The 13,729-nt window shown below is 33.9% G+C and carries 11 protein-coding genes; 8 read left to right on the top strand and 3 right to left on the bottom strand.

From position 1 onward, the window contains the following. The first annotated feature begins 78 nt into the window (after positions 1-78). The 3 genes from lpxK to AC07XU_RS01445 are packed head-to-tail and all read left to right on the top strand — an operon-like array spanning position 79 to position 3,909. Complete coding sequence (gene lpxK, locus AC07XU_RS01455; RefSeq protein WP_494941848.1) at positions 79-1,131, top strand: tetraacyldisaccharide 4'-kinase; 1,053 nt, start codon at positions 79-81, stop codon at positions 1,129-1,131. After that, entirely contained in the window at positions 1,103-1,918 is an 816-nt protein-coding gene (locus tag AC07XU_RS01450) for a purine-nucleoside phosphorylase (protein WP_494941847.1), read from the top strand. Before lpxK ends, AC07XU_RS01450 begins: the two co-directional genes overlap by 29 nt. Next, positions 1,918-3,909: a putative porin gene (locus AC07XU_RS01445; protein ID WP_494941846.1), complete on the top strand. Its 1,992-nt coding sequence runs from the start codon at positions 1,918-1,920 to the stop codon at positions 3,907-3,909. Before AC07XU_RS01450 ends, AC07XU_RS01445 begins: the two co-directional genes overlap by 1 nt. Positions 3,910-4,132: 223 nt before the next feature. On the opposite strand, the gene AC07XU_RS01440 is transcribed toward AC07XU_RS01445, so the two are convergent. Beyond that, complete coding sequence (locus AC07XU_RS01440; protein WP_494942986.1) at positions 4,133-5,314, bottom strand: asparagine synthetase B; 1,182 nt, start codon at positions 5,312-5,314, stop codon at positions 4,133-4,135. 330 nt (positions 5,315-5,644) lie between these two features. Between AC07XU_RS01440 and AC07XU_RS01435 the strand changes: the two genes are divergently transcribed. Together AC07XU_RS01435 and AC07XU_RS01430 are read left to right on the top strand one after the other, a co-directional pair. Continuing rightward, a complete protein-coding gene (locus tag AC07XU_RS01435; protein WP_494941845.1) occupies positions 5,645-6,103 on the top strand; it encodes a peptidylprolyl isomerase in 459 nt (152 codons plus the stop codon). An 81-nt stretch (positions 6,104-6,184) separates the two neighbouring features. Next, positions 6,185-6,727, top strand: coding sequence for a DUF5606 family protein (locus tag AC07XU_RS01430; protein WP_494941844.1), 543 nt, complete (start codon positions 6,185-6,187; stop codon positions 6,725-6,727). Positions 6,728-7,010: 283 nt separating this feature from the next. Here AC07XU_RS01430 and rlmH read toward each other — a convergent pair whose 3' ends face one another. Together rlmH and AC07XU_RS01420 are read right to left on the bottom strand one after the other, a co-directional pair. Beyond that, a complete protein-coding gene (gene rlmH / locus AC07XU_RS01425) occupies positions 7,011-7,484 on the bottom strand; it encodes a 23S rRNA (pseudouridine(1915)-N(3))-methyltransferase RlmH (RefSeq protein ID WP_494941843.1) in 474 nt (157 codons plus the stop codon). A gap of 20 nt (positions 7,485-7,504) precedes the next feature. Then, positions 7,505-10,042 (bottom strand): PKD domain-containing protein, encoded by a 2,538-nt coding sequence (locus AC07XU_RS01420; protein WP_494941842.1) that lies wholly within the window; start codon positions 10,040-10,042, stop codon positions 7,505-7,507. Between the two features lie 97 nt (positions 10,043-10,139). Between AC07XU_RS01420 and AC07XU_RS01415 the strand changes: the two genes are divergently transcribed. The 3 genes from AC07XU_RS01415 to AC07XU_RS01405 are packed head-to-tail and all read left to right on the top strand — an operon-like array spanning position 10,140 to position 13,567. Next, positions 10,140-11,480 (top strand): GH1 family beta-glucosidase, encoded by a 1,341-nt coding sequence (locus AC07XU_RS01415; protein WP_494941841.1) that lies wholly within the window; start codon positions 10,140-10,142, stop codon positions 11,478-11,480. Positions 11,481-11,510: 30 nt separating this feature from the next. After that, complete coding sequence (locus tag AC07XU_RS01410) at positions 11,511-13,319, top strand: MutS-related protein (RefSeq protein WP_494941840.1); 1,809 nt, start codon at positions 11,511-11,513, stop codon at positions 13,317-13,319. Next, on the top strand, positions 13,319-13,567 hold the full coding sequence (locus tag AC07XU_RS01405; RefSeq protein ID WP_494941839.1) for a putative signal transducing protein: 249 nt from the start codon (positions 13,319-13,321) through the stop codon (positions 13,565-13,567). Before AC07XU_RS01410 ends, AC07XU_RS01405 begins: the two co-directional genes overlap by 1 nt. Positions 13,568-13,729: the final 162 nt, after the last annotated feature.

Genomic DNA, 13,729 nt, shown 5'->3' with positions numbered 1-13,729 from the left:
GCCGGTAATAATGGTGTTATTTTATTTGCTATACTCAAATTGCCATATTAACTATTATCCTTATTTTTGGAAGCCAACATGATTAAGTTTTTACGCCTTTTATTGTTTCCGATAGCTTTTGTTTATGGTTTAATTATCCTGCTAAGGAATAAACTATATGATTGGCAAATTTTTAAATCGACTAAGTTTGATTTACCTGTTATTTGCATTGGTAATTTGGTTGTTGGTGGTGCAGGTAAAACGCCCACTACAGAATACCTAGTGCGCCTGCTTAGCGATTATAAAATAGCTATTTTGAGTAGAGGATACGGGCGTAAAACGAAAGGTTTTTTATTGGCTGATGAAAATGCTACTGCAGAAAGTATTGGAGATGAGCCGATGCAGTATTACCGAAAGTTTAACAATGTAACTGTAGCCGTTTGCGAAGATCGGGTTTTTGGTATCAATCAATTAAAATCAAATCATGATGTGATTTTGTTAGATGATGCTTACCAACATAGGGCTGTTAAAGCCGGGTTTAATTTACTATTGTTTGATTATGCGAGCGTAAAAAAAGCACAGTTTCTATTGCCAATGGGTAATTTAAGAGAACCTTGGAGAAATTACAATAGGGCAGAAGCGGTATTGGTTACCAAAGCACCCTTGCCTTTAAATATGGTTGATCAAATTGAAGTCCGAAAAAAAATTGATACAAGAATTGATCAAAGAATATCTTTCTCAGGCATTAAATATGGTAATTTAACACACCTTATTAATCATGATATAAAGGTAGAGCTAGCTGCAGATGCCATATTTATGTTTACTGGTATTGCTAACCCAAAGCCTTTATTTACTTATTTAAGTAAGTATTCTAACACTATAGAGCAGTTTGAATATCCAGATCATCATAATTTTAGTAGTGAAGATATAAATAAGTTAATTAATGCGTTTAACAATCATCCTGCTAAGAAAAAGATAATTGTAACAACGGAAAAAGACAGCCAGCGTTTATTAGGCAACAAGTTAATAGATTTACTGTTAAATTTGCCGATATACTATTTGCCAATAGAAATAGAGTTGGCGCCAAAAGATAAATTTACCTTTGATAAAAATATATTAGACTATGTTGCAAGTACTAAAAGAATCAGTTGAATATTTAAAGAAAAAAATAGGCTCATTTGAGCCTGAAGTTGGTATTGTTTTAGGAACTGGACTTGGCGGATTGGTTAAGGAAATAGAAATTGAGCATAGCATTATGTACTCAAGCATTCCAAATTTTCCAATATCAACATTAGAATTTCATTCGGGCAAATTAATTTTTGGCACTTTAAAAGGTAAAAGAGTAGTGGCTATGCAAGGTCGTTTGCATTATTACGAGGGATACTCGATGCAACAAATTACTTTTCCGGTTAGAGTTTTAAAAGCTTTAGGCATTAAAAATTTATTTGTTTCTAATGCTGCGGGTTCATTAAATCCTGATTTTAAAAAAGGCGATTTAATGATAATTGGAGATCATATCAACTTACAACCAGAAAGCCCGCTTCGTGGCCTAAATGATTCTGAGTTAGGTCCTCGTTTTCCAGACATGAGCCAACCTTATCAAAAAAGCTTAATTGCTGAAGGATTAAAAATAGCTAAAGCAGAAAATATAACTTGCCATCAGGGAGTTTATGTGGCGGTAACTGGGCCAAACCTTGAAACAAAAGCAGAATATAAATACTTGCGCATTATTGGTGGCGATGCAGTTGGTATGAGCACCGTTCCGGAAGTTATTGTAGCAAACCACGCTGGTTTGCCAGTGTTTGCAATCTCGGTATTAACAGATGAAGGTTTTCCGGAAGATTTACAACCTTTTAACTTAGATGAGATTTTAGAAACCGCTGCCATTGCAGAACCAAAAATGACAAAAATTTTAAGTCAGCTTATATCAAGTTTATAATGCCAAAAGTAATTGTATTTCTTCTTTCTTGTTGTTTGTTTTTTGTTGTTAATAATGCCTTAGCGCAAGATTTAAAAACGGAAGTTACTAAAAATGCTGAATTAGATTCGTTGAGGAAAAAAGAAGAGTCGGGCAGAGATTCTGTAGTTTTCAACTCTAAATTTGTTCGTTACACTACCCATAAATTAACAAAAGATAGCATACAAACTTTACCAATTGATACTGGTTTAACTGGGATACAAAATTTTAGTGTTATCGCACAACCGCGTACCCCCACAGCTGGTACTGGTGTTTTGGGTTTGGCAGCAAGGCCTCTGCTTTTCGAGCCTGTAAAAACCATAGGTTTTAATGCGGGTTTTCATGCATTAGATTATTATGTGCTTAACCACGAGGATGTTAAATTCTACAGAGCTCGTTCTCCATATACAAATTTGTATTACGTAAATGCAGGCGATAAGGAGCAAATTCTAAAATTAACCCATTCACAAAACATCACAAAAAATTGGAATGTTGGAGCCAATTTTAATAGAATTGGAGCGAATGGAGCTTATACGCATCAACGTGGCGATGATTTAAATGCGGCAGTTTTCACTTGGTATCAATCGCCAAATAAACGTTATACCTTGTGGTTAGATGGTGTGTTTAACACCATGAAGGCCGAAGAAAATGGTTCGCCAGTAAATGATAGTATATTTAATGCTAATGGCAGTTTACTGGTAGATAAGCTTGCTGAACCTGTTCGTCTAAACAATGCCCGCCAGCTTTGGCGTAAAAACTCATGGATGCTAAAACAAAGCTATTTTGTTGGTCGTATAGATAGTACAGGTTTAACATCACAACAAAGTATTTTGCCTACTAATAAAATAACTTACACCTTATCTTATACCCGTAACGACTACTCATTTAAAAAAGACGAGCCAGATCCTTTTAATGTTTTACCAAGAGGAATTGCAGATACTGTTTTTACAAACGATTCTACGAACGTAAAACACGTAATGAATGAATTTATTTATAGCTTTTTTCTGAGGGCTAAAGGCAATTCAATTATTAAAAACGAACTAAAAATAGATGCAGGTATAAGGCACGATTTTTACAAGTTTGGCCAATTCGGTATTTTAAGAGATACAACCAATTTTTATTCTTACGAAACCTCTTTTCAAAACATTACCCTTTTAGGGAATTTGGGATACAGATTTAGCAACAAAGTTGACTTCAATTTAGATTTACAGCAAATTTTTCAGGGAGAAAACACCGGCGATTTTTTATATGAGGCTAAAAGTAATTTACTGTTAAGCAAAAGTGTGGGCAGAATTGTTTTAGGAGCATACTTGCAAAACAAATCTCCTGAGCAACTTTTTAGCCGTTATTTTGGCAACCATTACAATTGGGATAACAGATTTGAAAGGACAAAAACAGCCAATTTATCTTTCAGCTTTTTAAACGATAAGTACAATTTCGATGCAACTGCTAATTATTATCTAATTAGTAATCACTTGTATTTTGTTGGCAATGGTACCAACGGTATTTTGCCAACACAAGAAACAGGAGATATTAGTTTGTTGAAAATAAGCGTTGGTAAAAAATTCAATTTTGGCTCTTGGCATATTGATGCTTTTGCGGTATATCAAAAAACAGATAATACCAATGTGTTGCGCATACCAGAGGTTTACACATTTAACAGTTTTTATAAAGACCAAACATTTTTTAAAACCCTAAAAACACAAATTGGCTTCGATTTTAGGTACAATACGCCTTATTTGGCAACTGCATATTCTCCAGCAGCTAGTCAGTTTTACAATATTAACGAAAAGTTAGATGCCAAACCCGTGGTAGATGTTTGGGTAAAAGCAGGCTTGCGTAGAGCTAATCTATTTGTAAAATATGAGTACTTAAATCAAGGTTTGTTGCAAAATGGTTATTATACAGTAAAGCAATACCCTATGCCAGATCGTTTAATGCGTGTGGGTTTAAGTTGGAGTTTTTACGATTAGTTTGCTAACTATTGGAAAAGCTAATTTCTGCAAAAATTAAAGCTACTCGGGCTTTTCATTACAATCTTTTTTGTTATCACAGCGTGGGTATTCGATTGGTCACAGCACAAAAAAGTATTTTCATTTCAATCCCGTTTATTTAATAAAAGCTTGTGCAGCTATTAAGGGCATCATGCATAAAATAGCCAAATAATAGCAGTACGGCTAAAGATTTGAACTTTTACTAAGTTTTCTGAGTTTTCTTTTTGGCTGCAGGAAAAAGCACATTATTTAGTATCAATCGGTAGCCAGGTGAGTTTGGATGCAGACTTAAATCTGTTGGTGGATCATTTACTTGGTGTTGGTAGTCTTCTGGATCATGGCCTCCGTAAAAAGTGAATTGTCCTTTGCCAATTTCTCCGTGCAAATACCTAACTTCTGCACCTCCTTTATTTTCTCCCATAACGGTAATGCTTGGTTTTACTAAATTCTTTCTAAAAGCGGTAGTTTGCCCCATAAAACCTTTAATAACTTTGTCGTGGTTTTGTGTAAGCATCGTAGGTACCAAATCCCATTTTGCAGAAAAATCAAACAACGTAAAATAATCATTTGACTGTATAAAATTTCTGGTTTGGGTAACATCTATATCAGAAAATTCATAGTTATTGGGGTTCATGTCTATTCTAAAATCCTTAAAAGCTACAGCCTTTTCATAATCAATTTTAGCTTGTGCACTGGCATCAGTACCATCGCCATCAAACATATTTTCAGCTATGTCAACACCTTCTGCAGCAAGGGCAATATCAAAACTATCAGTTCCAGAGCACATGGCGAATAGAAATCCTCCACCAGCACAAAACTCTTTTATTCGCTTGGCTACAGCCAACTTCATTTCACTTACCTTTTTAAAACCATTTCGCTTTGCAGCATCTTCTTGATATTTTACATCTTCACGGTACCAAGTCGCGTTTCTAAACGATGCCCAAAACCTACCATATTGACCAGTAAAATCTTCATGGTGCAAGTGTAACCAGTCATATTTGCTAAGTTTATCTTTTAAAACATCATCATCGTATATCAGTTCGTAAGGTATTTCGGCATAGGTTAGAACTAAAGTCACCGCATCATCCCAAGGTAATTTACTTTTTGGAGAATAAACTGCAATTTTTGGTGTTTTCTCTAGTTTCACCATTTCCATATTTACTGATGGATCGTTGATTTCATTAAGAATACCAGTTACTTTTCCATCAGCAATCACTTCATAAGAAACGCCTCGAATTTTGCACTCATCTTCAACCTGTTTATTGTATCTAATTAAAAAACTGCCGCCTCGGTAATTTAAAAGCCAATCTACCTCAGCTTGTTTGGCAATACTCCAATATGCAATGCCATAAGCCTTCAAATGATTTTTCTGCCCTTCATCCATATAAATTAAAATGGATGATGCTTTTGCAAAAGCAAAAAGAAAGAAAAACACGAAAAGCAATAGCAGTTTTTTAGAAATCATAATTGATAGCTCTACACGAATGTATATTTTTTGATGACCAATAAGAAATTTATTATGAATAATAAACGGTTAAAAATTGCTTTTTATATGGCTAAGTTATTAAGTTTTATAAGGTATTATTACGGCTAGTTGTTAGATTTTATTAAATTTGCCATTTATAAAGTATTTTAAGTTACTTTGGCTTGGCTTACAGCTTAAATACTTCTGATATAATAAATAACAGATCAAAATTTATAACGAAATAATACAATGAGTAAAGCAATAATAAAGACCGAAAAAGGCGATATGACTGTAGAGTTCTATGAAAAAGATGCTCCTAAAGCAGTTGCCAATTTTAAAAAATTAGCTAGCGAAGGCTTCTATGATGGGATTAGATTTCACCGTGTGATTCCTAATTTCATGGTTCAAGGCGGTTGCCCAAATTCTAAAGATGGTGCAAGTGGTATGCCAGGTACTGGTGGTCCGGGTTATAAAATTGATTGTGAGTTAGATGGAGAAAACCAATATCATGATCGTGGCGTTTTATCTATGGCACATGCAGGTAGAAATACAGGCGGTTCACAGTTTTTTATCTGCCATAGCAGAACAAATACTGCCCATTTAGATCGTAACCACACTTGTTTTGGTAAGGTGATAGAAAATGTAGATCTTGTTGATGACATTAGACAAGGTGATCAAATTTTATCAGTTGAAGTTTTAGAAGATTAAATAGACACTAGATTTGAGACAGTAGATTTGAGAAGTAATATCTCACATCTCATATCTCATATCTCACATCTCAAAAAATATATGAATTTAAGAGGAATTGTTGCCGTATCTGGCAGACCAGGGTTATTTAAATTAGTAGGACAGAACAAATCTGGTTATGTACTTGAAAGTTTAGATGAACAAAAATTAAAAATTGTTGCCAACATTGCCAATACAAAATTAGCTTCTTTAGAAGATATTACAGTATATGGAGAAGATGAGGAATTGAAATTAATTGATGTTTTAGCAAATATTGACGCTAAAAAAGCAACTGCTCCAGATGCAAAAGCTGATGGAACAACTTTAAAGAATTTCTTTTTAGAGGTAGCTCCAGGTCATGATCAAGAAAAAGTTTACACTTCTGATATGAAGAAAATTTTGACTTGGTATCATATTTTAAAAGATATGCCTTTGTTTAAAGAAGCTGCTCCTGGTACAGAAGCGGAAGGTGCAAAAGTAGAAGATAAGGCAGATTTGAAAGCTAAAACTACTGCTCCAAAAGCAAAACCAACTAATGCAAAGGCACCTACAGCTAAATCAGCACCTGCTAAAAAAGCAAGTATGACTAGTAAAAAAGGTGTTTAATTAAGTTTTTTAAACTTTGTTATAAAAGCACTAATCGTGAGATTGGTGCTTTTTTTTTAACTAGTAGAAGAAAATATACAACAGAATTACAATAATAATACAGGCAATTATTGCGATGTTAAAATATTTTTTCTCCTGTGTGGTATCAGTTCTAAACTTGTATTTTCTTTTATAATCTCCTGGTAACATAATTTCTCCTTTTATTTAATGATGTTGGAAAGTACAAATTTCCACAATGTTATTATTTTAACACTTAATTTACGATTTCTGTTTTAAATGAGATTTATGCATGATGATAAGGTTCATTTTTTAAAATTGTGAATGCCCTATATAATTGCTCTACAAAAAATAGCCTTACCATCTGATGAGAAAATGTCATGTCTGATAATGAAACGCTGGTGTTAGAGCGATTGTAAATTGTTTCATCAAATCCGTAAGGGCCGCCAATTATAAAAACTAGATTTTGTACGCTTCCAATCATTTGTTTATTTAAATAGGCAGAAAATGAAACGGAACTATGTTTTTTCCCTTTTTCATCAAGTAATACTATCACATCTGTGGGATTAATTTGCTTACTTATTAATTCTGCTTCTTTAGTTTTTTGTTGCGCCTCAGAAAGACTTTTTGTGTTTTTTAGATCAGGAATTATGACAATGCTAAAATTGATATAATGTTTTAATCTCGAAAGATATTTTTCAATTCCTTCAATTAAATATTTGTCTTCGGTTTTACCTACAGCTATTAATGTTATTCTCAAAATTTTGATATCTGTTTAAATTATCTAATTAAGGTTAATGAACCTGTATATTTTACATCTTGGTTGTAAATGTTTTTCCCAAAAATAACATAATAATACGTTCCAACGGGTACATCTTGACTTTTGTGTTTACCATTCCAGTTGTTAAAAATATTCGAGGTTTGATAAACATTTTCTCCCAAACGATTATAAATGAATAATTCGTATTTTTTTAAATTTAGCACGGTTACTACAAATTCGTCATTTACGCCGTCTTGGTTAGGCGAAAAGCTATTTGGTATAAAAAGAGCTGCATCCAAAATGATTAGATCTCCAACCTCCATGCTATTTGAGCAACCTTCGTCAGCAAATGCAGTTAGTGTTACTTTATATCTTCCTGTTGTAGTATAAATATGTGTTGGATTAATCTCAGTTGAAGTATTTCCATCACCAAAATCCCATAGATAAGTGTCTGCATCTTTTGAATTATTTTTAAAAATAATGGGTAATGGTTGCGTAAATTTAGAGTTAAATAGCGGGTCGGTACCAAAAGCTGCAACAGGAATTTTTGCTATCGGTGGAATAATAATTTCAGCTATATCACTTACACAGGCTCCAATTTTAAGCAAAACTTGATATTTGCCTGCGGGAGTAAAATCACTAACCAGAATTTCAATTGTTGGTGTATTGGCTTTAAAGTTATTGGGCCCTATCCATTCATATGTTACGCCTTCAACTTCTTCTACAGCAAATTTAATCGTATCAGCCAAACAAAACTTGGTTTGATTAGCCTTTATAACTGGCGTAGCTGGTTTTAATTGTACATTAATTTTTTCGGAAAATGTTGATGTACATCCGTTTGGTGAATTTACAGTCAGTGTAATTGTTTTTAATCCTGTTGTTGCAAACGTAACTCGTTTATCTCCATTTGGATCTGTAGTTTCTACTCCTTCGTCAAAATCCCAAACAAAACTGCTGTAGTTTAAAGATTTATTGACAAATACATAGTTCTGGTTAGCCAAACATTGGTTGTAAACGCTAAAAATGAAAGAGGCTTCAGGTCTTGTATCAATTAATGGGATATTTAAAGTTGTTGGTTCGCTTACACAATCGCCTACTTTGATATATAAAGTATAATCACCAGAATTTTCAGGTCCTGTAATTGTAATTTCTGGGTTTTGGTCTGAAGAAATAAATCCATTCGGGCCAGTCCAAAAATAGCTTGCCAAATTAACAGTAGGCGTACTTAACTTTAAAATATCATCATAACATAATTTAATTGAAGAAGCTGATATGCTTGGTTTATTTGGTTTTGTGGCCACAAAAAAGCTTTGCGTACTTACTAAATTACACCCTTTGGTTCCGGTGGCTCCTAGTACAACCGTTTTGTCTCCGGGTGTAGAATAAGTGATGGTATATGGTCCAGCTCCCGTTGCAGTGGCGATGTTGGCACCTTCTCCGAAAGTCCATTTTAGAGAAGTTGCATTGGTAGATAGACTAGTAAAAGTATAACTCTGCGTGGGTGCGCAAGCATTATTTCTATCAACTTTTATTTTAGAAGTTGGTCCAACAAACTCGGTGTCTCCTCCAAATTCTAAACTAAAACCATTGTTTCCCCCTGTGAAATTGTCTACTAACAATGCATAGGTATGACCAGCAACCATATCAACATATCTCACTAAACCATTTTGTGGTATTCCTGGGGGGCAACCAGATTGTTCTACTAAGTCTGTCTCTGTCATACTTAAGCCGGTAACATAATAAGATGGGGAACAAGTTATTCCATGTCCAACTGCACATCTAATTGCATTTGCAGGCGTGATTTGAGTACACGTTCCACCAGGTCCTAAATCATACAAAACCCAATCTATATCATTGGTAGTTACAGTTGGTGTAATTAAGAATGTAAAAGCTCCGCTCTTGGCTGCGGTCCACATGTACCAAGCAGAGTTATTTTTAGTTTCTAAACAGGTTCCTGCGGTTTCTCTATTATTTGTGCCTGCACCAGTAACATTTAGTTGTGTAAATTTATCCATTCCGCATAAAATAGAAACCGTGCCACAGTCCTGTCCGGGTTGCAATGGTGGGAAATAATTATCAATACAAAGTTTAAAAGTCCCTTCATTATTATTACTAGCGCTTACTCTAATATAGTAAACCTGACCAACCGTTAAGCCTCCTTTGTTAATGCTAGTAACGTTATCAGATGTCACCATGGTGTTAAATAATTCACCTAGCAATCCCGTGGTAGGGTCTATAGTATAGATAGAAACCAGTGGGTTAATCAATGTATTTAAACTTGTCGTATTAACTCTTCCATTTACCGTTACAGCAACATCAAATTTTGTAGCTGTAAATTTAAACCAAACATCTTTTCCAATAGTTCCATTCCAATTTGCGGGAGTGCCGTTATTGCTAGGAGAGGCTTCAATATTACTGTATGCTTGGTCTGCCGAACAAGTACCATCTGTATTTGTAATGTTTATGGCATTTATTAACTCATCGTTTATTGGTGGAAGTCTATTCGCATTTGCGTAAAACGCAACTAATAAAAACAAGAGAGTTAATGAGCGTTTCATGTAATAAAAGTATAAAAATTCGCTTATGCTTACTTAATTCTATTAATTAATGTTAAGTTAATGGTAATTTATAATCTTTACTAAATTTATTTTTTAAATGCTTAATGCTAAAGATTTTGGAGATAATTTTTTATGGGGTATAGCTGTTGCTGCTACTCAAATAGAAGGTGCTGCAAACAGTTATGGCAAAGGATTGTCTATTTGGGATACATTTTCTAAAAGAAGCGGAAAAATTAAAAAGGGTCAAAGCCCGGAAGTTGCATGCGACTTTTACCATAATTACCAATCAGATATTGCATTAGTTAAAACACTTGGGTTTAAAATATTTAGATTTTCCGTTTCATGGTCTAGAATTTTGCCTTATGGAAAAGGAGAAGTTAATCAAGACGGAATAAATTTTTATCATCTTGTGATAGATGAATGTTTGAAACAAGGGCTAGTCCCTTATATTACGCTTTACCATTGGGATTTGCCTGAACAATTGTCAAAAAATGGGGGATGGAAATCTTACAGTATCAATACAGATTTTAATGAATTTGTATCGCTTTGCGCCAAAACTTATGGAGATAGGGTAAAAAATTGGATTGTAATTAATGAGCCATTTGGGTTTACCTCTTTAGGTTACATGTTAGGCATTCATGCACCTGGCGAAACAGGATTGTCTAATTTTTTCGATGCAGCCTTACACACCGCAATTGCGCAAGCAGATGGCGGCAGAATTTTAAGAGCAGAAGTACAAGGTGCTAAAATTGGAACCACTTTTTCATGCTCAGAAATTATTCCTTTTACACAAAGTGATGTTGATTTGTTGGCTGCAAAAAGAGTAGACTGTTTAATGAATAGATTTTTTATAGAACCAACACTTGGCATGGGTTTTCCTACTGCAGATTGGGATTTGTTGGAGAAATTCGCCATTAGTCATTCTACTTGGCGTTATGCAGAGCGAATGACTTTCGACTTTGATTACATTGGCTTACAGAATTATTTTCCGCTTACTGTAAAGTTCAATGCTTTTATACCGGTAATACAAGCTTGGGAAGTAAAAGCCAAAAGCCGTAAAAAGCCACACACTAAAATGGGATGGGAAATAAATGCAGATAGTTTTTACAATATTATTAAACAATTTGCAGCTTACCCAAATATTCATGAAATCATGATTACAGAAAATGGCGCTGCTTTTAATGATAAATTAATTGATGGAAAAGTTAATGACGATGAGCGTATTACTTATTTCGAAATGTATTTATCAGCTATGCTAAGCGCAAAAAATGAAGGTATAAATATTACAGGTTACATGGCTTGGACATTGATGGATAATTTCGAATGGGCAGAAGGTTACGAAGCTAGGTTCGGATTGGTTTATAACGATTTTAAAACTCAGCAAAGAACAATAAAGGAATCTGGTTATTGGTGGCAAAAGTTTTTAAAAGAAATTTAATGGGTAGCTTTGTTTTCCTAAAAATTAAAAATGCAAGCTCAAGTAATAGAAAAATATACATTCAAAATAACAGAAACCTCTCAAAAAATTGCGGCACTTAAAACCAAAATAGACAGATTTTCTTTTTTGCGAGTAGCTTTATTGCTCCTAGAAATCTTATTTTTTGTGCTTTTTGTAAGTTCAGAAAATGAAAGTTTAATATGGGTTTTTGGTGTTTTAATGTTAGTTCCAATTGTTGTTTTTGTTATCGTTGTTAAAAAACAAAGTCGTTTAAGCAAAGCTGAAGATTATTTTAAAAACCTTCTGTGGGTATATCAAAACGAAGTAAACGTAATTAATTTGCAGCAAAATGGATATGATAACGGTACCGTCTTTGAAGATGAAAACCATCCTTATCTTTCAGATTTAGATATTTTTGGGAAGTCATCATTGTACGAATTAATTAATAGATGTAGCACCATAAAAGGAATTCGTTTATTAGCTGATCAGCTTGCTTCAACTAATGAAAAAATAGAAATAGAGCAAAGGCAAAAAGCCATAAAAGAGTTAGCCAATAAAATTGATGATACATACGGCTTTAGAGCGATTTTAAAGAGCAGTAATGTTGAAGGGATTGATGAGCTTAAGCAAAAACTTAAGAATAAGCTTTCAGAACAATTGATCTTTATCAGGAAACCTATCCTAAAACTTTACGTTAAAATTCTACCTTTTATCATGCCTGTATTAATTACATCGGGCTTAATAGTAGGAGGGAAGTTGTGGAGTATTTTAATTCTGGTTTTACTGATCCACGCCGGTTTAACTTTTTTCTTGATGAAACACATTAATGAGGTTTATTACGGATTTGGTGGTAGTGCAACTTTATTGGCAAATTATGCCGAAGCCATTAAGTGGACGGAAGATCAGAACTGGGAAAGTGATTACATTAAAAATTTATGCTCATCAAAAGAGAAAGTAAGTGCAGATATTAGAAAACTCTCAAAAATTATTCAAGCTTTTGATGCGAGATTGAATTTGTTAGTGGGAGGCTTACTAAATTTTACGCTTTTATGGGATTTGAAATGTTGCGCAAAGTTAGATGAGTGGTATCAAAATTCATCGGCAAATGTTGCTGATGGATTAGAAAGAATTAGTTATTTTGAGGAATTGATATCTATAGCAACGCTTAGCCATAACAATCCAGCTTGGGTTTTTCCAATTATATCAAATGATTTTTGTATAGCAGCTGATAATCTAGGGCATCCCTTAATTCCTAGCAAAAAAAGGGTGTCAAATAATTTTACTTTTGATGATAAACCTACGGTTGATATTGTAACAGGTTCAAATATGGCGGGTAAAAGTACTTTTTTACGCACTTTAGGTATTAATATGGTGATGGCTTATGCAGGAGCACCTGTTTGTGCGAAGTCACTAAAATTATCCATTTTTAACCTGCTAACCTACATGCGAATTAAAGATTCACTTAACGAAAGTACTTCAACTTTTAAGGCAGAATTAAATAGGTTGAAAATGATTTTGGAGAAAGTGCAACTTAATCAACATCCTCTGGTGTTAATTGATGAAATGCTAAGAGGTACAAATAGCAAGGATAAGTTTTTAGGATCGAAGGTTTTTATTGAAAAATTGATTAGTGTGAAAACACCAACTTTATTTGCTACACATGATTTGCAATTGTCTGAATTGCAGGGTTTGCATCCAGCAGCTGTTCGTAATTATCATTTTGATATTCAGATTAATAACGGAGAAATGGAATTTGATTATAAAATTAAGAATGGTCCTTGCGATAAATTTAATGCTGCAATTTTACTGAAACAGATTGGTTTAACTATAGATAATTAATGCAACTTTGTAATATGGATGATAAAATAGTAGTTTATAAAACTTTCGAAAACCCGATGGAAGCCAATGTGGTAATGTTGAGGTTAAAAGATGCTGGTTTCAATTGCTTTTTAACTGGCGAAAATACGGCTTTGGTTTATCCAGTTTTTGATACATCAATTAGCGGTATACAACTTCATGTTTTTGAGAATGAAGTGGCGGATATTGATAAGCTTTTAGCTGAAGAACCTTTGTTAGGGGAAGAATAGGTTTATGCCATATAGATTTCCTTTCATTTTTAAATCTGATAGCAGCAAAAATCCCTTTTTGTCACACTGACGTGTTCCGATTTTATATCGGAAGCGAAGTCGAAGGAAATCAAAAAGATTGTAGCGGATAGCAGGGCTTTCATTGCCGAAGAACTAATGCTA

It is taken from the genome of Pedobacter sp. GW456-11-11-14-TSB4, from assembly GCF_059424425.1.
Note: the sequence above shows the minus strand (reverse complement) of the source record. Positions and strands in the feature narration are given on the sequence as shown.